This is a genomic window from Janthinobacterium sp. PSRC1-1 (genome assembly GCF_049897525.1).
GTDB classification, from domain to species: Bacteria; Pseudomonadota; Gammaproteobacteria; order Burkholderiales; family Burkholderiaceae_D; genus Janthinobacterium; species Janthinobacterium tructae.
This window is the reverse complement of sequence record NZ_JAFCWK010000003.1, coordinates 89,918-111,420: the sequence shown is the minus strand read 5'-3', so window position 1 is coordinate 111,420 and position 21,503 is coordinate 89,918. Positions and strand designations below refer to the sequence as shown.

15 protein-coding genes are annotated in these 21,503 nt (G+C 64.3%); 13 read left to right on the top strand and 2 right to left on the bottom strand.

Annotated features, from left to right (window positions below; all coding sequences use genetic code 11):
* Positions 1-29: 29 nt before the first annotated feature.
* Positions 30-2,105 (bottom strand): TonB-dependent receptor domain-containing protein, encoded by a 2,076-nt coding sequence (locus tag ACP7DW_RS06940; protein WP_426054782.1) that lies wholly within the window; start codon positions 2,103-2,105, stop codon positions 30-32.
* A gap of 246 nt (positions 2,106-2,351) precedes the next feature.
* Between ACP7DW_RS06940 and ACP7DW_RS06935 the strand changes: the two genes are divergently transcribed.
* The 13 genes from ACP7DW_RS06935 (at position 2,352) to ACP7DW_RS06875 (ending at position 19,705) form a co-directional block, all read left to right on the top strand.
* Positions 2,352-2,777, top strand: coding sequence for a hypothetical protein (locus ACP7DW_RS06935; protein ID WP_426054783.1), 426 nt, complete (start codon positions 2,352-2,354; stop codon positions 2,775-2,777).
* A gap of 156 nt (positions 2,778-2,933) precedes the next feature.
* A complete protein-coding gene (locus tag ACP7DW_RS06930; protein ID WP_071078915.1) occupies positions 2,934-3,692 on the top strand; it encodes a 3-hydroxyacyl-CoA dehydrogenase in 759 nt (252 codons plus the stop codon).
* Positions 3,693-3,776: 84 nt separating this feature from the next.
* Positions 3,777-5,552: a gamma-glutamyltransferase gene (gene ggt, locus ACP7DW_RS06925; RefSeq protein ID WP_426054784.1), complete on the top strand. Its 1,776-nt coding sequence runs from the start codon at positions 3,777-3,779 to the stop codon at positions 5,550-5,552.
* Positions 5,553-5,593: 41 nt separating this feature from the next.
* Entirely contained in the window at positions 5,594-6,763 is a 1,170-nt protein-coding gene (locus ACP7DW_RS06920) for a patatin-like phospholipase family protein (RefSeq protein ID WP_289950013.1), read from the top strand.
* An 81-nt stretch (positions 6,764-6,844) separates the two neighbouring features.
* Entirely contained in the window at positions 6,845-11,050 is a 4,206-nt protein-coding gene (locus ACP7DW_RS06915; RefSeq protein WP_426054855.1) for a two-component regulator propeller domain-containing protein, read from the top strand.
* An 85-nt stretch (positions 11,051-11,135) separates the two neighbouring features.
* The gene (locus ACP7DW_RS06910; RefSeq protein WP_426054785.1) at positions 11,136-11,843 is read left to right on the top strand and encodes a response regulator; all 708 of its coding nucleotides are present in this window, start codon (positions 11,136-11,138) and stop codon (positions 11,841-11,843) included.
* Between the two features lie 93 nt (positions 11,844-11,936).
* Entirely contained in the window at positions 11,937-13,556 is a 1,620-nt protein-coding gene (locus tag ACP7DW_RS06905) for an AMP-binding protein (RefSeq protein ID WP_426054786.1), read from the top strand.
* Positions 13,553-15,940, top strand: a complete 2,388-nt coding sequence (locus tag ACP7DW_RS06900) for a bifunctional salicylyl-CoA 5-hydroxylase/oxidoreductase (RefSeq protein WP_426054787.1) — start codon at positions 13,553-13,555, stop codon at positions 15,938-15,940. Before ACP7DW_RS06905 ends, ACP7DW_RS06900 begins: the two co-directional genes overlap by 4 nt.
* 1 nt (position 15,941) lies before the next feature.
* On the top strand, positions 15,942-16,742 hold the full coding sequence (locus ACP7DW_RS06895) for an SDR family NAD(P)-dependent oxidoreductase (protein WP_426054788.1): 801 nt from the start codon (positions 15,942-15,944) through the stop codon (positions 16,740-16,742).
* Between the two features lie 12 nt (positions 16,743-16,754).
* Positions 16,755-17,267 carry a MarR family winged helix-turn-helix transcriptional regulator gene (locus ACP7DW_RS06890; RefSeq protein WP_099760237.1) on the top strand — a complete coding sequence of 171 codons (513 nt, stop codon included), beginning with the start codon at positions 16,755-16,757 and terminating at the stop codon, positions 17,265-17,267.
* A gap of 2 nt (positions 17,268-17,269) precedes the next feature.
* Positions 17,270-18,124, top strand: a complete 855-nt coding sequence (locus ACP7DW_RS06885; protein WP_426054789.1) for an enoyl-CoA hydratase family protein — start codon at positions 17,270-17,272, stop codon at positions 18,122-18,124.
* Position 18,125: 1 nt separating this feature from the next.
* Positions 18,126-19,280 carry an acyl-CoA dehydrogenase family protein gene (locus ACP7DW_RS06880; protein ID WP_426054790.1) on the top strand — a complete coding sequence of 385 codons (1,155 nt, stop codon included), beginning with the start codon at positions 18,126-18,128 and terminating at the stop codon, positions 19,278-19,280.
* A gap of 35 nt (positions 19,281-19,315) precedes the next feature.
* Positions 19,316-19,705 carry a RidA family protein gene (locus ACP7DW_RS06875; protein ID WP_426054791.1) on the top strand — a complete coding sequence of 130 codons (390 nt, stop codon included), beginning with the start codon at positions 19,316-19,318 and terminating at the stop codon, positions 19,703-19,705.
* A 353-nt stretch (positions 19,706-20,058) separates the two neighbouring features.
* Here the strand turns inward: ACP7DW_RS06875 and ACP7DW_RS06870 are convergent, their stop codons facing one another.
* On the bottom strand, positions 20,059-21,102 hold the full coding sequence (locus ACP7DW_RS06870; protein WP_426085197.1) for an acyltransferase family protein: 1,044 nt from the start codon (positions 21,100-21,102) through the stop codon (positions 20,059-20,061).
* Positions 21,103-21,503 lie beyond the last annotated feature (401 nt).

Below are 21,503 nucleotides of genomic sequence, written 5' to 3'. Positions count from 1 at the left end.
CGCGGCACAGGCTGCGGGGCGGTGCTGCGTCAGAAGCGCGACGTCAGGCCTGCAAACATGCGCCGGCCCGGCACGTAGTAGGTGACCAGGCCGTCGTTGGCCGGTCCCTTCTTGAACAGATTTTCCACGCCGCCGCGCACGGTCCAGTTTGGCGTGATCTTGTAAGACATGATCGCGTCGACGATGGTGTAGGCCTTGTTGGGCTTGCGGCGCGTCGCCGAGCGCGCTTCGGCGTCCAGTTCCTTGCCCGTGTACTGGGCCGACACTTCGCCGAACAACTGGTCGTTCACTTGCCAGCCCAGCGCCGAATACAGCGACACTTTCGGTGTCGACAGCAGGTTGACGCCGGTCGTCAGGTTTTTCGCTTCCGCCATATAGGTCAGGTTGTTACGCCAGTTCAGGTTTTTCGTCAGTGGAATGGTCAACGTGCCTTCCAGCCCGCTGGTGCGCGCCTTCTGGATATTCGTCATCCTGGTCCACCATTGTCCCTGGAAGAAGCCCAGCGGCGTGTAGTCGATCTTGTTCTTGAAATCCGTGTGGAAATACGTCAACCCTGCATCCCAGCCGTTGTGTTCGTACGCCACGCCGAATTCGGCCGCCGTGCTCGTTTCCGGCTTCAAGTCCGCATTGCCGGCCATGTAGCAGCCGCCCGTGATGTAGCCCATCGGGCGCAAGCCGTTGCAGCCGTTGCCGCCCGACTGGGTGGCGGCGCCCGGTGCATTTTCCTTCAGGCTGGGGGCGCGGAAGCCTTGCGATACGCCACCCTTGACGGTCCAGGCCGGTAGCGGGTGGTACACCAGGTACAGGCGCGGGCTGTAGTGGTTGCCGAACTTGCTGTGGTGGTCGAGGCGCAGGCCGGCCGTCGCCGTCAAGTCCTCGCGCAGGAACAGCTGATCTTCCGCGAACAGGGCCGAGGTGGTGCCGGACAAGGTCGCGCCGCTCACGGGATTGCCCAGGTAATCGGTGGGCACGGTGCCGATGGTGTCCGTATTCGTCAATTCCTGGTGTTTCCATTGGCCGCCCATCACCAATAATTGCTCGATGCCCCAGCCCAGGCGTTTCTCCAGGGTCGCGTCCAGCGTGCTGTCCTTGGACTTGGCCACCGTGCCGATAAACTGGTTATCATAATCGTTGTGGTACAGGTTGACCTTGGCCTTGCCGAAATCATAGCGGCCGTCATAGCCGAGGCTGGCGCTCTTGCGTATCAGCTTGCTGGCGCCCCAGGCACTGAACACAGGCCTGCCATTGGCGTTGACGGTGGGCGAATCGCTCGCTTCCTGGCGGCCATAGCTGGCGTCCAGCGACAGGCTGTGCTTGTTATTCAGTGCCCAGTTCAACTGACCGCTCACGGTCTGGTTGCGCTCGCCGCCGATGCCGCCCGCCTTGCCGCTGCTGCGCTCATCGGGATTTTGCTTCGATTGCGCCACGCCCAGGCGCATGCCGACCGTGTCCGACAGGGGGCCGGCCAGGTTCACGCCCAACTGGTGCGCCGTGCCGCGGTCGCTGTCCTGCGGCTGCGTGTAGTTGGCCGTGGCCGAACCGTTCCACTTGCCCGGCACCTTGCGCGTGATGATGTTGATCACGCCGCCCATGGCGTCCGAGCCGTACAGCGAGGACATGGGGCCGCGCACCACTTCGATGCGCTCGATCATCTCGGGCGAGATCCAGTTCAAGTCCTGGCGCCCCAGGTCGGGACGGTAAGCCGTGTCGGCCGAGCTGCCCATGCGCTTGCCATCAACCAGGATCAAGGTGTATTTATCGGGCAAACCGCGCAGCTTGATCTTCGATTCCTCGCCCGTGGGGCTGGTGCCACCCGTCACGCCGGGGATGCGGCGCAGCAGGGTATTCAAGTCATACACGGGCTGGCGCTCGATTTCCTCGCGCGTGATGACGCTGATGCTGGCCGGCGCATCCTTGATGTCGATGGCCGTGCCGGACGCGGTGACGACCACCGTGTTCATGGTGGGATCGGCGGCCACATTGCCTTCGGCCCAGGCGCTGCTGACGGCCAGCGACAGCAGGCAGGGCAGGAGCAGGGCGGTGGAATGGATGGCACGGGCGGGAGTGGCGACGGGGGCTGCGATGGCGGGACTACGCTGGGTCATGGTGAACTTTCCGGATGTTGTTATTTCCTGGCTGCCTTCCGGGTGGCTCGGGTATCAATGAATGAAAAGAGAATCAACTGCGCTCGAATTTTCTTAATGAGAATAAGAATCGTTCTTATTGTAATGCCATCCTGGCAAGAAGGAAAGTGCTGAAAGGAAATAAAACACCGTTGCAGCATGTGCATGGCATTTGGCGCGGCGTGTGCCAATCATGAAAGCGGTATGATCGATGCTCGGGGAGGGGACATGAAGACGATGATCAAAACCATACCGGCGCTGGCCTGCGCCATGCTGCTCGCTGGCGGCCATGCAGGCGCCCAGGAGCCGGCGGCGCTTGATGACTTGCCGGTATGCCAGCTCGACCCGCGCGACAGCGGCAAGCTGGCCGTGGAACCATGCCGCCCGGCACCGCCCGTGCAGCCGCGCCGTTCCGTGGCGCAAGTAATTGGCCGCATGCCCGTGCAGCGCCCGGTGCCACCCGTCGTGCCCATGGCACCCTTGCCGCCCGGCCCGAGCGTGCCCATGCCCGGCGCGCCGCAGCCCATCGGTGCCTGCGACACGGGCGGCTGCCGCGATGCGGCCGGTGCGCGCTACAACGGCGCGGGCAATGCCACTCTCGATGCCAACGGGCGCATCTGCCACCGCAACGGCGCCTTTATTCAGTGTTTTTAACCCCGCCGTACGCCGGCGCCGCAAGTTTTCGCTCGGTGAGCGCAAAAATGGCTACAATTGTCGCCGACATTACGTTTACGTAAACGTAATGATGGCATCATGCACCATGCAACCATCGGGCGCCGGGAACACGGGCCTCATCACTCAGGAGATTTCATGCAGATTCAGGACAATGTATTCATCATCACGGGCGGCGCATCGGGTTTGGGCGCCGCCACGGCGCGCATGCTGACGGCCGCTGGCGGCAAGGTCGTGCTGGCCGATGTGCAGACGGAGGCGGGCCAGGCGCTGGCCGCTGAACTGAACGGCGTGTTCGTGCAGTGCGACGTGACGTCGGAAGAAGACGGCATGGCCGTGGTGGCAGCGGCAGGCAAGCTGGGTACATTGCGCGGCCTGGTCAACTGCGCCGGCGTGGCGCCGGCCGTGAAAACCGTGGGCAAGGACGGCCCGCATCCGCTGGCCCTGTTCCAGAAAGTCGTCAACATCAACCTGGTGGGCACCTTCAATATGTGCCGCCTGGCGGCCGATGCCATGGCGAAACAGGATGCCACCGCTGAAGGCGAGCGCGGCATCATCATCAACACGGCGTCCGTGGCAGCCTATGATGGCCAGATCGGCCAGGCCGCGTATGCGTCGTCGAAGGCGGCCGTGGTGGGCCTGACCCTGCCGATGGCGCGCGACCTGTCGCGCAACGGCATCCGCGTGATGACGGTGGCGCCCGGCATTTTCGAGACGCCGATGCTGCTCGGCATGCCGGCCGAAGTGCAGGATGCGCTGGGCAAGATGGTGCCGTTCCCATCGCGCCTGGGCAAGCCCGGCGAATACGCGCAGCTGGTGAAAGCCATCGTGGAAAACGTCATGCTCAATGGCGAAACCATTCGTCTCGATGGTGCGATTCGCATGCAGCCCAAATAAGCCCGGCGTGATTTGATGTAGGATACCCCCGTATGGGGCGTACAGCCTTGCTCGGCTGTGCGCCCTTTTTTTATCGGAGAATCCATGATCACATTGAAGCCGCTGGCGCTGAGCCTGACCTTGCTGGGCGCCCTGGCCGCCAGTCCCGTATTTGCCGAAGTGCCGCAAAAGGCGCCGGAAATCGCCACCGCGTATGCGGAAAAAAGTGGCTGGGCGGCGCAGAAATTCATGGTCGCCGCCGCCAATCCGCTGGCCGCCGATGCCGGCTACCAGATGCTGAAAAAGGGCGGCAGCGCCATCGACGCGGCCATCGCCACGCAGCTGGTACTGACTCTGGTCGAACCGCAATCGTCGGGCATCGGCGGCGGCGCCTTTTTGCTGTACTCCACGGCCAAGGGCGTGCAGGCCTTCGACGGGCGCGAAACGGCGCCTGCCGCCGCCGACGAACACCTGTTCCAGAATGCGGACGGCAGCCCCGTCTCGCGCGCCACGGGCGTGGTGGGCGGACGTTCCGTGGGTGCGCCGGGCGTGCTGCGCATGCTGGAGCTGGCGCACAAGGAACACGGCAAGCTGCCGTGGGCGACCCTGTTCGGCCCCGCCATCCGCCTGGCGCACGGCGGCTTTCCCGTCAGCCAGCGCCTCAACGGCCTGTTGAGCTGGGACCAGGCCCTGAAGCGCGACCCTGTCGCCGCCGCCTATTTCTATGACGGCGAAGGCAAGGCCTGGCCCGTCGGCCATGTGCTGAAAAACCCGCAGCTGGCGCGCACCCTGCGCGAGATCGCGCGTGGCGGCGCCGACGCCTTTTACCAGGGCCGCATCGCGCGCGACATCGCCGCCAAGGTGGCCTCGCACCCGAGCAATCCGGGCAAGCTGACGGCGGCAGACATCGCCGGTTACCGCGCCAAGGTGCGTGAACCCGTGTGCAGCGATTACAAGGCCTGGACCGTGTGCGGCATGCCGCCGCCGTCGTCGGGCGGCATCGCCATCGCGCAGATGCTGGGCATGCTGGAAGTGAAGGACATCGGCCCGTATGCGCCCGTCGACGGCGTGCTCGATGTGCAGGCGATCCATTTGTTTTCGGAAGCGGGGCGCCTGGCCTACGCGGACCGCAACCGCTACGTGGCCGACACGGATTTCGTGCCGCTGCCCGGCAGGGGCATCGCCTCGATGCTCGACAAAAGCTATCTGGCGCAGCGCGCCTCGCTGATCGGCGACAAATCCATGGTGAAAGCCTTGCCCGGCACGCCGCCCGGCATGCAAGTGGCGTGGGGCATGGATAACGCGCTGCAGCGCCCGTCGACCTCGCACCTGGTGGCGGTCGACGCTTTTGGGGGCGGCCTGTCGATGACCACCAGCGTGGAAGATGCGTTCGGCTCGCGCCAGATGGTCGACGGCTTTCTGCTGAACAACCAGCTGACGGATTTCTCGTTCGATTCGCGCGATGCCGCTGGCCCCATCGCCAACCGTGTCGAGGCGGGCAAGCGCCCGCGCAGCGCCATGTCGCCCACGCTGGTGTTCGAGAAGGGCACGCAGAAACTCGTGCTGGCGACGGGCTCGCCCGGCGGCTCGTCCATCATCAATTATGTCGCCAAGGTGCTGGTCGGCACCATGGACTGGGGCTTGAACGTGCAACAGGCCATCAGCCTGCCGAACTTCGGCAGCCGCAACGGCCCGACGGAGCTGGAAAAGGGCCGCGCGCCTGCCGCCCAGGTCGAGGCGCTGCAAGCGATGGGTCATGAGGTGCGCGTCATCGAACAGAATTCCGGCCTGCAGGGCATCATGCGCCTGCATGCGCACGGCAAGGATTTCTGGTTTGGCGGCGCCGATCCACGCCGTGAAGGCATGGTCAAGGGAGATTGAAACTTTTCCACAAAGTATCAAGACCCTGCTAATCTGCCAGCATGGGAATGCAAAATAAAACAGGCTTGATACTCACGGGAGGCGGTGCCCGTGCCGCCTACCAGGTGGGCGTGCTGCAGGCGATTTCGGCGATATTGTGGGAAGCGGGCTGGGCGCCGGCGCGCAACCCGTTCGACATCATTTGCGGCACCTCGGCCGGCGCCATCAACGCCACGGCGCTGGCTTGCCGCGCCGACAATTTCGGCGAAGGCGTGCAAAAGCTGCTCGACGTGTGGCAGCATATCCAGGTCGAACAAGTTTACCGCGCCGATTCGCTGGGCGTGATCCGTTCGGGCGCGCGCTGGCTGTCGCTGCTGTCGTTTGGCTGGCTGCTGCGCCAGTGGCATGCCTCGCCGCCCAATTCCCTGCTCGACAATACCCCGCTGGTCAGCCTGCTGCACCGGATGCTCGACCTGCCGCGCCTGGACGCGGCGCTGGCCGATGGACTGCTGCATGCGCTGGCCGTGACGGCGTCGTCGTATTCGGGCAGCCGCCACATGACGTTTTACCAGACGGGGGCCGAGATCGCGCCCTGGGTGCGCACGCAGCGGCTGGCCTTGCAAGACCAGATCGGCGTGGAACACTTGCTCGCCTCGGCCGCCATCCCCTTTATTTTTCCCGCCGTGCCGCTGTACGTGGGCGGCCAGCGCGAATACTGCGGTGACGGTTCCATGCGCCAGCTGGCGCCGATCTCGCCGGCCATCCACCTGGGGGCGAACAAGGTGCTGGTGGTGGGCGCGGGACGCATGACGGAACCGGCGCCCGCCGCGGCCGAAGCGGCGCGCTACCCGAGCCTGGCGCAGATCGCCGGCCATGCGCTGTCGTCGATCTTCCTCGATGGCCTGGCCGTCGACATCGAACGCCTGAACCGCATCAACCTGACCCTGTCGATGCTGCCGCCCGAGTTGCTGGGCAAGACGGCCTTGCGGCCCGTGGAATTGCTGGTCATCGCGCCGTCCGAGCGGCTCGACGCCATCGCCAGCCGGCATATCGGCAGTTTGCCGCGTCCCATCCGCACCATGTTGTCGGGCATCGGCGCGGCCGAAGCGCGCGGTGCGGCGCTGGCATCGTATTTATTGTTCGAATCGACGTATACTAACGAGCTGATCCGTCTTGGACAGCGCGATACGCAGGCCCGCAAGGATGATGTCCTGGCGTTCTTTGGTTCCTGAGACGGCCCTTGGAGTGGCGTGCGTTTTTTTCGCGTTTTTTTTGACAGGACGATTGTGCTGGTATTTCGACGTGTTTGCGAAGTGGTATTGCTGTTGTCTTTGCTGCTGCCGGGCGGCCCGGCCGCGGCGGCGCCTGCGCCCACCCTGCGTTTCGATCAGCTCAGTGTGGAACAGGGCCTGGCGCAGGAATCGGTGCTGGCCATCGCCCAGGACCGGCAGGGCTATATGTGGTTTGGCAGCCAGTCTGGCCTGAGCCGCTACGACGGCTATCGCATGGTCGTCTACAAGAATATCGAGGGCGACAAGACCAGCCTGGCCGACAACTGGGTCGGCGAACTGCATGTCGATAGCCAGGGCCAGCTGTGGGTGGGCACCGACAACGGCCTGGACCGCTTCGACCCCGCCAGCCAGACCTTCACGCATTACGTCCCGGCCGAAAAGAGCAAGCGCGGCAACGGCAACCGGCATATCCACGCCATCCTCGACGATGGCGCGCGCGGCTTCTGGATCGCCACCTCGGACGGTTTGCAGCATTTCGACCCCGCCACGGGCGCCTTCCGCACCTGGCACCATGAAGAGGGCAACCCGCACAGCCTGGGCGACAATGAAATCAAGGCGCTGGCGCTGGACGCGCAACAGCGCCTGTGGATCGGCACCGTCACGGGCCTGGACATGCTGGCGCCGGGCAGCGACCGTTTCGAGCATTTCGCCGTCGACACGGCGCCCGGCTCCAAATATAACGTGATCCAGTCGCTGCTGGTGGACCGCCAGCAGAATCTGTGGATCGGCACCATGGCCGGCGCCGAGCGCTGGCGCCTGGGAGGCGCCGGCCAGGCACCGCAGTCGCGCCTGCGCCTGCATGAAAAACAGGGTTTTTCCGCCATCCGCGTGGCCAGCCTGTACCAGGATATCGACGCCACCGTCTGGCTGGGCAGCAATGCCGATGGCCTGTTCCGCTGGCAGCCCGAGAGCGACACCTTCCTGCAGTACCGGCACCAGACGGGCGACAAATTTAGCGTCGCCGACAACCAGCTGTCGTCGCTGTACCGCGACCGTGCGGGCACCTTCTGGGTCGGCTCCTGGTATAACGGCGTGAGCCGGGTCGACCTGGGCAGCGGCGGCTTTTCGCGCATGGCGCGGGCGCCCGGCGATGTGGGCGCGCTGGCGGACAAGAAAGTGCGCGCCGTGGCCGACGCGGGCAATGGCAAACTGTGGCTGGCCACCAAGGGCGGCCTGAAACTGTACGATACGCGCGACGGCAGCTCGCGCCTGTTCGACCTGCGCAGCGCGCCCGGCATGTCGCGCGACGAGCAGGTCACCACCCTGTACAAGGCGCCGGACGGCACCCTGTGGGTGGGCGGCTCGACGGGCTTGCACCGCTTCGATCCGGTACTCGGGCGTTTCTTTACCATGCGCTTTGCCGCCGGCGATCCGAACAGCGACACCATCCGCAATATCGTGAGCGACCGCAGCGGCATGCTGTGGGTCTCGACGCGCGGCGGCGTGCACCGTTTCGACCCCGTCAGCCGGGCCTTTACCACTTACCGCCACGATCCGGCCAACCCGCACAGCCTGTCCGACAACATGGTGCGGCCCGTGCTGGAAGACGGCAAGGGGCGGCTGTGGATAGGTTCCTTCCACGGCCTCGATTTGCTGGACCGCGCCAGCGGCCACTTCCGGCATTTCCGCCATGATCCGCAAAATCCGCATAGCCTCAGCCACGATGAGGTGCACTATCTGCACGAGGACAAGCGCGGCGTGCTGTGGGTGGGCACGGCCAATGGCTTGAACCGCATGGATGTCGATGCGAAGGGCGAGATCCGCTTCCGGCGCTTCCTGCGCAAGGATGGCATGGCCGACGATGCCGTCGCCAGCATCCTCGGCGACGACAACGAGCAGCTGTGGCTGAGCACGAATAGCGGCATCACGCGGCTCGACATGCGCAGCGGCCTGTTTCGCAACTATGACAGCGCCGATGGCACGGTGGAAGGCTCGTACTTTGATGGCGCGGCGCTGCGCGCGTTTGACGGGACCATGTATTTCGGTGGTTTTAACGGCATGACGGCGTTCGTGCCGCAAGATATCCACGACAACCGCGTGCCGCCGCTGGTGGCCATCACGGAGCTGCAGATCTTCAACAAGCCGGTGGCCATCGGCCGCGGCGAATTCGCGCATGTGCTCAGGACGGCCATCGACCATACGCGCCAGCTGGTGCTGACCAGCCGTGAAAGTGTCTTTTCGCTGGAATTCGCGGCCCTGCATTTCGCTGCGCCCCAGCGCAACATGTTCGCCTACCGGCTCGAGGGCTTCGACCAGGACTGGGTCATGACGGATGCGGGGCGGCGCTTTGCCACCTACACCAACCTCGATGCGGGCAACTACGTGTTTCGCGTCAAGGCGGCCAACAAGGATGGCGTGTGGAACGAGAGCGGCGCCACCTTGGCCATCACGATCCTGCCGCCGTTCTGGAAAACCTGGTGGTTCCGCACCCTGATGGCGGCGCTGCTGCTGGGCGCCGTGTATGGCGCTTACCGGCAGCGCGTGCGCGCGCTGCGGCGCCAGCAGAACGAGCTGGAAAAACTGGTCGGCGAACGCACGGCCGAGTTGCAGAGCAAGGAAATCGAAGTGCTGGCGCAGTCGGAAAAGCTGGCGCAAGCCAACAGCAGCCTGACGAAAAACGAGGAGAGCCTGCGCCAGGCCAAGCGCAAAGCCGAGGATGCGACGCGCCAGAAGTCGGAGTTTTTGGCCAATATGAGCCACGAGATGCGCACGCCGCTGGCCGGCGTGATCGGCATGCTGGGCTTTGCCCTGCGCGACGAGCAGCTGCACGATGCCACGCGCGAGCAGATATTGCGCGGCCAGGCCAATGCCCAGTCGCTGCTGGTGATCATCAATGACTTGCTCGATTTTTCCAAGATCGAGGCGGGCAAGCTGAGTATCGAAAATATCGACTTCGCGCTCGGTGCGGCGATCGAGACGGTCGTCAGCCTGTTCGAGGAGCAGGCGGCCGCGCGCAGCATCGGTTTTGCCATCGATTTCGCGCCTGACTTGCCGCCCTTCGTGGTGGGCGACCCGACCCGTTTGCGCCAGGTGCTGGTCAACCTGGTCGGCAATGCCTTCAAGTTCACCCAGCGCGGCGGCGTCAGCGTCTGCGTCGAGCGGGCCGGCGTGGCCAGCGGCAGCGGCGGGCGCCGTGTCAACCTGATCCGCTTTACGGTCAGCGACAGCGGCATCGGCATCGATGCGGACGCGATGGCGCGCCTGTTCCAGAAGTTCGAGCAGGCCGACGCCAGCACCACGCGGCGCTACGGCGGCACGGGGCTGGGCCTGGCGATCTGCCGCCAGCTGGTCGAATTGATGGATGGTCAGATCGAGGTGGCCAGCACGCCGGGGCAGGGCAGCACCTTTGCCTTCACCTTGCCGCTGGCCGATGGCGTGGCGCCGCCGCTGGTGCCGCAGGTGGCTCTGGCGCCGCACAGCCACCAGTTGCGCGTGCTGTGCGCGGAAGACTTCCCCACCAACCAGATCATCATCCGCGTCATGCTCGAAGAACTGGGGCACAGGGTCGATGTGGTCGCCAATGGCGTGCTGGCGGTGGCGGCCTGCGTGCATACGCGCTATGACCTGGTCCTGATGGACGGGCGCATGCCGGAGATGGACGGCGCCACGGCGACGCGATTGATCCGCGTGGGCGGCTGGCCCGACCAGCCCGTGCGCGATCAGGAACTGATGATCGTGGCCCTGACGGCGAATGCCAGCGATGAAGACCGCAGCCGCTATCTTGGCGTCGGCATGGATGATTTCCTCAGCAAACCGGTCGACGAGGCGGCGCTGCATGCCTTGCTGGCGCGCGCCATCGAGCGCCAGCTGCAGCGCGGTTTCATGTTGCCGCGCATGCCGTCGAACGTGCCGCGCGCCGCCGCACGGGGGCAGGCCGAACTCGATGCCCTGTTCGGCATCGCGCCGGCTGCCCCCGTCGCGGCCCCCTCCCAGTCCATCCGCAGCGGTGAACTGCAACGGCGCATCCGCGTCGCCTTCGTCGCCGACCTGGAGGGGCGCCTGCGCGAACTCGACGCCGCCCTGGCGGCGCAGGACAGCGACAACGCCGGGCGCCTGCTGCACGGCTTGAAGGGCAGCGCCGCCTATCTCGACGAAACGCAGCTGCACATGCTGTGCACGGAAATGGAAGAGGCGGCGGACGGCGGGCGCTGGACGCAGGTGGCCCTGCATTTGCCGCAATTGCGCGCACTGTTGGCGCAAATAGCCGTTTCGGGCAAGGAAATGTAAAATAGGCAATGCCGGCCTTCGAACGCGCGGCGAAACTGGGTAGAATACGGCCAGGCCCCTGACGCCGCCGGCAATGGAGAAAGCAATGAAAGTACTGGTGGTTGACGATGATGTCGTGTCGCGCATGGTATTGATGCATCTGATCGACAGCTGCGGCGTGCACGATATCGTGGAAGCCGAAGATGGTGCGGCGGCGTGGGAGCAGCTCGAAGGGGGCTTGCGCCCGTCGCTGTGCTTTTGCGATTTGCGCATGCCGCGCCTGTCCGGCATGGAACTGCTGCAGAAAATCCGCTCCGACAGCACGCTTGACGCCATGCCGCTGGTGCTCGTGTCGTCGGCGAATGACCAGGATACGGTGCGTGACGCCGTGCAGGCCGGTGCCGCAGGCTATATCGTCAAACCCTTCCAGCCGGAGCAGGTACGCCAGCATATCGACGCCTGCTTCGACATCTCCGCCTTGCCGGCCGAGGCGCCGCGCGACACCTTGCAGCGCCTCGGCATCGACAGCGAACGCCTGCAGGCCTATCTGACGGGTTTCCAGGGGCAGGTGGATGCCGCCAGCGAGCAGGTCGACGCCTTGCTGGCGCGCGGCGAACCGGCCCAGGCGCGCCAGCAGCTCGAACGCTTGCACCTCGGTTGCCGCACCCTGGGCTTGCATGGCGCGGAGGCCGGGATGATGGACCTGCTGCAGGCATCGGTGCTCGATGGCGATCAGATACAGGCGGCGCTGGCCGCACTGGCGCGCAGCGTGGCGCAGCAGTCGCGTTTGCTGCGGCAGGACGGCGCTGACTGAATTTGCTGTTTTCTGCTTGCCGGGAAAATACTTTAGGTTTAAAGTATCTGCTTCCGGGCCATGTGCACGCGCCCGCTACCAGCCAGGATGAGCATGAGCAGCGACCCTTCGCCCAGCACCGCATCTCCCCAGGACGACTTTGCGCGCACGCACCTGCCGCCGCGCGCACTCTGGCCGCAGCTGTGCCTGGACTTGCCCGAGCTGCGGTATCCGCCGCGCCTGAATTGCGTCGCCGTGCTGCTCGATGCGGCCGTCGCCAGCGGTGGCGGCGAACGCACCGCCATCCTTGCCGACGGCCAGCGCTGGACTTACGCGCAGCTGGCGCGCCAGGTCGACCGCATCGCCCACGTGCTGCGCGCCGACCTGGGCCTGATCCCCGGCAACCGCGTGCTGCTGCGCGGCGCGAATACGCCGATGATGGCCGCCTGTCTGCTGGCCGTGCTGAAGGCCGGCTGCATCGCCGTGCCGACCATGCCGCTGCTGCGCGCGCGTGAACTGTCCACGATTATCACCAAGGCGCAAGTGAACGCCGTGCTGTGCGCGCAGGGCTTGCGCGGGGAACTCGACGGCGTGCCGAAATGCCCGCCGATGTTGTGCTTTGGCGCCGACGACGCGCCACTGGAACAGCGCATGGCCGCCCACGATGCGCCCTTTGCCGCATGCGACACGGCGGCCGACGACGTCTGCCTGATCAGCTTTACCTCGGGCACGACGGGCGTGCCCAAGGGCACCATGCACATGCAACGCGACCTGCTGGCCATCTGCGACTGCTTTCCCCGCTCCGTGCTGCAGGTGCGCGCCGACGATATCTTCATCGGCACGCCGCCGCTGGCCTTCACTTTCGGCCTCGGTGGCCTGCTGCTGTTCCCCCTGCGCTTTGGCGCTTGCGCCGTGTTGCTGGAAAAACTCACGCCCGAGGGTCTGCTGCGCGCCATCGGCGCCTATCACGCCACGATCTGCTTCACGGCGCCCACCTTTTACCGCCAGATGGCACCCTTGGCCGCGCAGCACGACCTGCGCAGCCTGCGCCTGTCCGTTTCGGCCGGCGAGGCGCTGCCGCTGGCCACGCGCGACGCCTGGCAGGCGGCGACGGGCCTGGCCATGACGGACGGCATCGGCGCCACCGAAATGCTGCACATCTTCATCTCCGCCACGGGCGAGGGCATACGCCGCGGCGCCATCGGCAAGGCCATCCCCGGCTACCAGGCATGCATCGTCGACGACGCGGGCGTGCCGCAGCCGCCCGGCGTGACGGGCCGCCTGGCCGTGAAAGGCCCCACCGGTTGCCGCTACCTGTCCGACCCGCGCCAGCGCGAGTATGTGCAGAATGGCTGGAACCTGACGGGCGACACCTTCGAGATGGATGCCGACGGCTATTTCTATTACCGCTCGCGCAGCGACGACATGATCGTCTCGGCCGGCTACAACATCGCCGGCCCTGAAGTGGAGGAGGCGCTGCTGCGCCATCCGGCCGTGGCCGAATGCGGCGTGGTCGGGCGCGCCGATGCCGAGCGTGGCCAGATCGTCGAGGCGCACGTGGTGCTCAAGGAGGGCTGCCAGCCCAGCGACCTGCTGGCAGCCGAACTGCAGGACTTCGTGCGCCAGCAGATCGCCCCGTATAAATATCCGCGCGCCATCCGTTTCCTGCCTGCGCTGCCGCGCACGGAAACGGGCAAGCTGCAGCGCTTCAAACTTCGCACGGACACCCCATGAATATCGTCTGCATCGGCGGCGGCCCCGCCGGCCTGTATTTCAGCCTGCTCATGAAAAAGCAGAACCCGGAGCACCGCATCACCGTCATCGAGCGCAACCGCCCGTACGACACGTTTGGCTGGGGCGTGGTGTTTTCCGACCAGACCCTGGGCAACCTGGCCAGCGCGGACGAGCCGACGGCGCGCGCCATCCTGCAGGCGTTCAACCACTGGGACGATATCGAGATCCACTTCAAGGGCGAGACCGTGCGCTCGGGCGGCCATGGTTTTTGCGGCATCGGCCGCAAGCGCCTGCTCAATATCCTGCAGGCGCGCTGCGAGGAACTCGGCGTGGATCTCGTCTTCGAGACGGAAGTGCAGGACGACCAGGCCATCGCGAAGCAGTACGGCGCCGACCTGGTGATCGCCAGCGACGGCTTGAACAGCCGCATCCGCACGCGCTATGCGGCCAGCTACCAGCCCGAGATCGAGCAGCGTCATTGCCGCTTCGTCTGGCTGGGCACGCGCAAGAAATTCGAGGCGTTTACGTTCGCCTTCCGCCAGACGCCGCACGGCTGGTTCCAGGCGCATATCTATCAGTATGACGGCGAGACGTCGACCTTCATCGTCGAAACGCCGGAACACGTGTGGCGCGCGGCGGGCCTGGATGCCATGAGTCAGGAAGAGGGCATCGCCTTTTGCGCAGCCCTGTTCGCCGAGGAACTCGATGGCCATGAATTGCTGAGCAATTCGCCGCATCTGCGCGGCTCGGCCCAGTGGATCACCTTTCCGCGCATCGTCTGCCGGCAATGGGTGCACCGGCACGATGGCGTGCCCGTCGTGCTGATGGGCGACGCGGCCCACACGGCGCATTACTCGATCGGTTCGGGCACCAAGCTGGCGCTGGAAGACGCCATTGAGCTGGCGCGCTGCTTTGGCCAGCAGGCCGATACCGCTGCTGGTACGGATGCGGCGCTGGCCGCCTACCAGCAGCTGCGCGCCATCGAGGTGCTGAAAATCCAGAGCGCGGCGCGCAATTCCATGGAGTGGTTTGAAAACGTCGAGCGCTACAGCGCCATGCAAACGCCGCAGTTCGCCTATTCCATGCTCACGCGCAGCCAGCGCATCTCGCATGAAAACCTGCGCCTGCGCGATCCCGCCTACGTGGCCGATTATGAACGGTGGCTGGCGCGGCGCGCGGGTGAACAGGCCGGCGTGGAAATGCGGGACGAGGCTTTGCCGCCCATGCTGACGCCTTTCCGGCTGCGCGGCGTGCTGCTGAAAAACCGCATCGCCGTCTCGCCGATGGCGCAGTACAGCGCCGTCGATGGCGTGGCGGGCGACTACCATTTGATGCACCTGGGCGCGCGCGCCATGGGCGGCGCGGGCCTCGTGTTTGCCGAGATGACGTGCGTGTCGGCCGATGCGCGCATCACGCCCGCCTGCCCCGGCATGTACAGCGAAGCGCACACGCAGGCCTGGCGCCGCATCGTCGATTTCGTGCACGCGAACAGCGATGCGAAGATCGCCCTGCAGCTGGGCCACGCGGGGCCGAAAGGCTCGACGCGCCCCATGTGGGACGGCATCGACCTGCCGCTCAGGGAAGGCAACTGGCCGCTGATCTCGGCTTCGGAACAGCAGTACCTGGCCGGCGTGTCGCAGCTGGCGCGCGCGGCCACGGAAAGCGACCTGGCGCGCATCGAGCAAGACTTCGTGCGCGCCACCCTGGCCGCGGCCGTCGCCGGTTTCGACTGGCTGGAACTGCATTGCGCGCACGGCTATCTGCTGTCGAGTTTTATCTCGCCGCTGACCAACCGCCGCACGGACGAGTATGGCGGCAGCCTGGAAAACCGCTGCCGCTATCCCTTGCGCGTATTGCGCGCCATGCGCGCCGCCTGGCCGCAGGATAAACCGATGAGCGTGCGCATCTCGGCCCACGACTGGGTCGAAGGCGGCATCACGCCCGACGATGCGGTCGTCATCGCGCGCCTGTTCAAGCAGGCCGGCGCCGACCTGATCGACTGTTCCTCGGGCCAGGTCAGCAAGCTCGAACGGCCCGTGTACGGGCGCATGTTCCAGGCGCCGTTCGCCGACCGCGTGCGCAATGAAGCCGGCATCGCCAGCATGGCCGTCGGCTCGATTTTTGAAGCCGACCACGCCAACAGCATCATCGCCGCCGGGCGCGCCGACCTGTGCGCCGTGGGCCGCCCGCACCTGGCCAACCCGGCCTGGACCCTGACGGAGACGGCGCGCATCGGCTACAGCGGCGCCGGTGCAACTTGGCCGAAACAGTATCGGCCGGGCCAGCAGCAGCTGGAGCGCAATCTGCAGCGCGAGCGCCAGCTGGCCGCCGCCAGCATGGGCCTGACCCCGCAACAGGTGGCCGCGCGGCTGCTGGAAGGATGACATGAACAAGGAACGAATGGACGGCGCATTGGCCGACAAACATGCGCTGGTGACGGGCGCCGGCAGCGGCATTGGCCTGGCCTGCGCGGGCGCCTTGCTGGACGCGGGCGCCAGGGTCACCCTGGCCGGGCGCGACGGTGCGCGGCTGGCGCGCGCGCGCATGCAGCTGGAAGAGGCGGGCCACGCGGGCAGGGTCGCCATCTGCGTGCTCGACGTCGCCGTGGAAGCGTCGGTGCAGGCGGGCTTCGCGCAGGCCGCCGCGCATTTCGGCCGCATCGATATATTGATCAATAACGCGGGCCAGGCGCATGCGGCGCCGTTCGGCAAGACGGATGCCGCCATCTGGCAGCAGATGCTGGCCGTGAACCTGACGGGGGTCTTTCACTGCTGTCAGGCGGCCCTGCCGGCCATGCTGGAAGCGGGTTGGGGACGCATCGTCAACGTGGCGTCGACGGCGGGACTGAAAGGCTATCGTTATGTCAGCGCCTATGTCGCCGCCAAGCACGGCGTGATCGGCCTGACGCGCGCGCTGGCGCTGGAAGTGGCGCTGCGCGGCGTCACCGTCAACGCCGTCTGCCCCGGTTACACGGAAACGGAGATGGTGGCGCAGGCCGTGCAGAACATCGTGCGCAAGACGGGGCGCGGCGCAGACGCGGCGCGCGCGGAACTGGCGGCTGGCAATCCGCAGCAGCGGCTGGTGCAGCCGCAGGAAGTGGCCGATGCGGTGGCCTGGCTCTGCCTGCCCGCGTCGGCCGCCATGAATGGACAATCGATCGCCGTCGCCGGCGGTGAAGTCATGTAGACAATGGATAAAATGGACAATGAACGCGACCTCCCGCAGGCCGAACCGGTGCTGGATCTGGCCAGCCGCCTGACGCAGGACCACCACCAGTCGCTCAAGCTGTGGCTGCGCATGCTGTCGTGCACGGTGAAAATCGAAAACGAGGTGCGCACGCGTTTGCGCGCCACCTTTGGCATCACCTTGCCCCGCTTCGATCTGATGGCGCAGCTCGAACGCTTTCCCGAAGGCTTGCGCATGGGCGAACTGTCCCGGCGCATGATGGTCACGGGCGGCAATATCACGGGCATCACCGACCAGCTGGAGCAGGAAAAACTGGTGCTGCGCGTGGTCGACCCGAAGGACCGCCGCTCGTACAGCGTCAAGCTGACGCCGGCCGGCCGGCGCGCCTTCGACGAGATGGCGCGCGTGCACGAAGGCTGGATCGCCGAACTGCTGCACGGCGTGACGCCGGACGACAAAACCCGATTGATCGACCTGCTGTCGCAGATGAAGCAGCAGCTCAATGACATTTCCATAAAGGACTGAGCATGCGCCACCTACCCGGCCAGCCGCAAGACCTGCCAGGCAACCGCGCCAGCCTGGCCCATTACGCCGCGCGGCATTTCCTGTTTTCCGTCGACGCAGGCGTCGCCACCTTGACCCTGCACCGGCCCGAGCGCAAGAATCCGCTCACCTTCGATTCGTATGCGGAATTGCGCGAGCTGTTCCGCGCGCTGGCGCATGCGGACGACGTCAAGGCCGTGGTGATCACTGGCAGCGGCGGCAATTTCTGCTCGGGCGGCGACGTGCACGACATCATCGGCCCACTGACGCAGCTCGACATGCCCGGCCTGCTGGCCTTTACCCGCATGACGGGCGATGTGGTGAAGGCCATGCGCGCCTGCCCGCAGCCCATCATCGCCGCCATCGACGGCATTTGCGCGGGCGCCGGCGCCATGCTGGCGCTGGCTTCCGATATCCGCCTCGGCACGGCGCGCAGCAAGACGGCTTTCCTGTTTACCCGCGTGGGCCTGGCCGGCTGCGACATGGGCGCCTGCGCCTTGCTGCCGCGCGTGATCGGCCAGGGTCGCGCTGCCGAACTGCTGTACACGGGCCGCTCCCTGGCCGGCGCCGAGGCCGAGCGCTGGGGCTGGCTCAACCGCCTGGTCGAACCGGAGGAACTGGGCGAGGCGGCGCAGCTGTTCGCCGCCGGCCTGGCCGGCGGCCCCACCTTCGCGCACGGCATGACGAAAAAAATGCTGCAGCAGGAGTGGAACATGGGCGTCGATGAAGCCATCGAGGCGGAAGCGCAGGCGCAGGCCATTTGCATGGCCACCAACGATTTTCACCGCGCCTATCACGCTTTCGTGGCGAAGGAAAAACCACAGTTCGAGGGTAATTGACATGCGTGATACTAGCTATCTGGACTGGCCATTTTTCGAGGCGCGCCATGCGCAGCTTGCGTCCGAGCTCGATGCCTGGGCGACGCAGCACCTGGACGGTGCGCATGGCGCCGACGTCGATGCGGCTTGCCGCGCACTGGTGGCGCAACTGGGCCAGGACGGCTGGCTGGCGCACGCCACGGGCACCGATGGCAAGATCGATACGCGCGCCATTTGCCTGATGCGCGAAACCCTGGCGCGTCACGACGGCCTGGCCGATTTTGCCTTCGCCATGCAGGGACTCGGTTCCGGCGCCATCGGCCTGTTCGGCAGTGCGCAGAACAAGGCGCGCTATCTGCCGGACGTGGCCAGCGGCAAGCGCATCGCCGCCTTTGCCCTGTCCGAGCCGCAGGCCGGCTCCGACGTGGCGGCGATGGCGTGCGCGGCACGGCGCGACGGCGACGCGTATGTGCTCGATGGCGAAAAGACGTGGATCTCGAATGGCGGCATCGCCGATTTTTACGTGGTGTTCGCCCGCACGGGCGAAGCGCCCGGCGCGCGCGGCATCAGCGCCTTCATCGTCGATGCCGACAATCCTGGCCTGGAAATCGCCGAGCGCATCGCCGTGATCGCGCCGCATCCGCTGGCGCGCCTGCGCTTCAGCCAGTGCCGCGTGCCCGTGTCGCAGCGCCTGGGCGAGGCGGGGCAGGGCTTCAAGGTGGCGATGGCGACACTCGACGTGTTCCGCACCTCGGTGGCCGCCGCCGCGCTGGGCTTTGCGCGGCGCGCCTTCGATGAAGCGCTGCGCCACGCGACAAAGCGCCAGATGTTCGGCCAGACCCTGGCCGATTTTCAATTGACACAGGCGAAACTGGCGCAGATGGCCACCGGCATCGACGCGGCTGCCTTGCTGACTTACCGCGCCGCCTGGCAGCGCGACCAGGGGCGCAAGGTGACGAAGGAGGCGGCGATGGCCAAGCTGACGGCCACGGAAACGGCGCAGCAGGTGATCGACGCTGCCGTGCAACTGTTCGGCGGCATGGGCGTGGTCAGCGACCATCCGGTCGAGCGCCTGTACCGCGAAATTCGCGCCTTGCGCATCTACGAGGGGGCCAGCGAAGTGCAGCAATTGATCATCGCGCGCGAACTGCTGCGCGAGGCGGCGGTGGACGCATGAGCGGCATGAACCGCATGAATAACGAGGGAAGCAATATGCAAGTTTTACAACCACCGGGATGGGCCAGGCCGCGCGGCTATGCGAACGGCGTGGCCGCCAGCGGGCGCACGGTGTACGTCAGCGGCATGATCGGCTGGGATGCGCAGGGGCAGTTTCACACGGACGATTTCGCGGGCCAGGTGCGCCAGGCGCTGCAGAATATCGTCGCCGTGCTGGCCGAGGCGGGCGCCTTGCCCGAACATATCGTGCGCATGAACTGGTATGTGCTCGACAAGCAGGAGTACGTGGCGGCGTATCCGCAAATCGGCGTGGCCTACCGTGAGCTGATCGGCAAGCATTTTCCTGCCATGACGGCGGTGCAGGTGGCCGGCCTGATCGAGGACCGGGCGCGCGTGGAGATCGAGGTGACGGCGGTGCTGCCATAGTGGGTGATTTGTTGTTGAATTGCATTGCTCATTGCATGTATTGATATGCTGAAAAAGTTTGTGGCATTCATGCAGGAGTGAGCGATGATGCTGGGCAATAAAAAACCCGCGATGCCTCTGCGGAGAGCGGGTCAGTGAATGCAGCTAAGTAATCCTCAGGAAATTATTGTGAATTTATGACGAACAGAACCGGATGCTATGCAAGGCGCCCGCTGCGACGCAGTGCGAGCACTGCTAGCAGTGGGCAACGCCACAGAGCGCCGGTTATGGAGGTCAGAAATCACAATAATTTATTGGGGGTTACTTAGACTTCTTGGGTCTTCAACAAAATTGCTGCACTCTGAGGTAGGTAACTAATTGTTAGTCAAAGCGGAAACTGTATCACGAGATTTACGTTTGCTTAAAAATTTAGACAATCGATGAGCAGGTTTTTCAATAAGAAAATAAAATACCGCAGAACCGATCACGACTCCTGTCATAGTAAATATCCATCCAAGGGAGCCAGCATCAACCACAAAAAAAAGCGACATCGTAGGTAGCACTAGCTTATGTGCCAAATAAATGGAGTAACAACCTTGACCAACTGAAGAGGTTTTTTCGAACAGCCAAAACGATTTTATTTGGTTGAATTCGAATAAAACCCATAGCGCAAAGAATGGCGCAACCAACAGCATCGAGAATTTGAAGTCAAAAGCGGTTTTATTGTGTAATAGCGCAGTCAATATGCAAAGAACCAGAACGGATACGCGCAACACTAATCCAGCATGAGGGTACTGCAACAATTTAGGTGGTCGTTGCCCATGCACGACATCTGCAACCAGACAGCCCAACATCCAGATCGGCAAACCCAATAACGCCGATCCAAGCACGCCATAGGTCCAAAAAAAACCGTCATGCTGATCGGGCACCAATGCCAAGCCAAACGATACGATGAAGCTGATGGCAATGGGTAAATAGTAATCAAAACGCGAATATATAAGTCGTAACAGTGGATAGATCGTGTAATACACGATTTCACAATACAGGGACCAGAGTACGGCCTCCAGTGATGTGTAACCGTGTGGTAAAAAAAGTGAAATTGCGATCGCGGCTAACATCGGTATCGCAATCCTGGTCAAACGTGATATGTAAAAAGCGGAAACGCTAAACTCCCGCCCCGACACATAGGGATAATGGATGCAGAAGCCGGAAATGATAAAAAACACCACGACCGCTGCAGTGCCGTTGAACATGATCGAAAAAACTTTTTGAGCAAGCACCGCCAGTATTGATAGAGCGCTGCCATCGAACACTGTAAATATTGGCGGTTCTCCTAGATGAGAAAAAACAACCCATACGGCACAGATAAAGCGTAGTCCATCGAGAAATTGAAAGTGTTGTTTTTTTGGAATTGCCACAATTTTTCCTGATTTTTTTCTAAATTTCACTATAACATGCATAAAATGAAATTAGAGTTATCAAATTGAAAATCAGTAAAATATACTAAAAGTAAGCAACGCATTGGGCAAATGGTAGGTTCCCAGTGTATCCATCTTTGTCCCGGCATCGACACTCCATGCCAAGATATCCCCCGTTTCTGGAGCTGGTACGTCCGTGATGCTGATGCCTGGGTCTGGCGTTGCCGGGCCTGATTTCACGTCAGCGTAGAAGGACTGGAGCTGTTGTCGGCAGTGATTGGCGGCGTTCGCGGGGGGGGGGGGGGGGGGGGGGAAATGCTGATGCCGAGGGGCTATTGTCGCCCCGGGATGCTGGCGCCACCCCGCGTTGTGTTGGTGGTCCCCCCCACTGGAAAACAACC

Coding starts and splice junctions, on each gene's coding strand:
- ACP7DW_RS06940 (WP_426054782.1), bottom strand. CDS start 2,105: ATGACCCAGCGTAGTCCCGCCATCGCAGCCCCCGTCGCCACTCCCGCC.
- ACP7DW_RS06935 (WP_426054783.1), top strand. CDS start 2,352: ATGAAGACGATGATCAAAACCATACCGGCGCTGGCCTGCGCCATGCTG.
- ACP7DW_RS06930 (WP_071078915.1), top strand. CDS start 2,934: ATGCAGATTCAGGACAATGTATTCATCATCACGGGCGGCGCATCGGGT.
- ggt (WP_426054784.1), top strand. CDS start 3,777: ATGATCACATTGAAGCCGCTGGCGCTGAGCCTGACCTTGCTGGGCGCC.
- ACP7DW_RS06920 (WP_289950013.1), top strand. CDS start 5,594: ATGGGAATGCAAAATAAAACAGGCTTGATACTCACGGGAGGCGGTGCC.
- ACP7DW_RS06910 (WP_426054785.1), top strand. CDS start 11,136: ATGAAAGTACTGGTGGTTGACGATGATGTCGTGTCGCGCATGGTATTG.
- ACP7DW_RS06905 (WP_426054786.1), top strand. CDS start 11,937: ATGAGCAGCGACCCTTCGCCCAGCACCGCATCTCCCCAGGACGACTTT.
- ACP7DW_RS06900 (WP_426054787.1), top strand. CDS start 13,553: ATGAATATCGTCTGCATCGGCGGCGGCCCCGCCGGCCTGTATTTCAGC.
- ACP7DW_RS06895 (WP_426054788.1), top strand. CDS start 15,942: ATGAACAAGGAACGAATGGACGGCGCATTGGCCGACAAACATGCGCTG.
- ACP7DW_RS06890 (WP_099760237.1), top strand. CDS start 16,755: ATGGACAATGAACGCGACCTCCCGCAGGCCGAACCGGTGCTGGATCTG.
- ACP7DW_RS06885 (WP_426054789.1), top strand. CDS start 17,270: ATGCGCCACCTACCCGGCCAGCCGCAAGACCTGCCAGGCAACCGCGCC.
- ACP7DW_RS06880 (WP_426054790.1), top strand. CDS start 18,126: ATGCGTGATACTAGCTATCTGGACTGGCCATTTTTCGAGGCGCGCCAT.
- ACP7DW_RS06875 (WP_426054791.1), top strand. CDS start 19,316: ATGCAAGTTTTACAACCACCGGGATGGGCCAGGCCGCGCGGCTATGCG.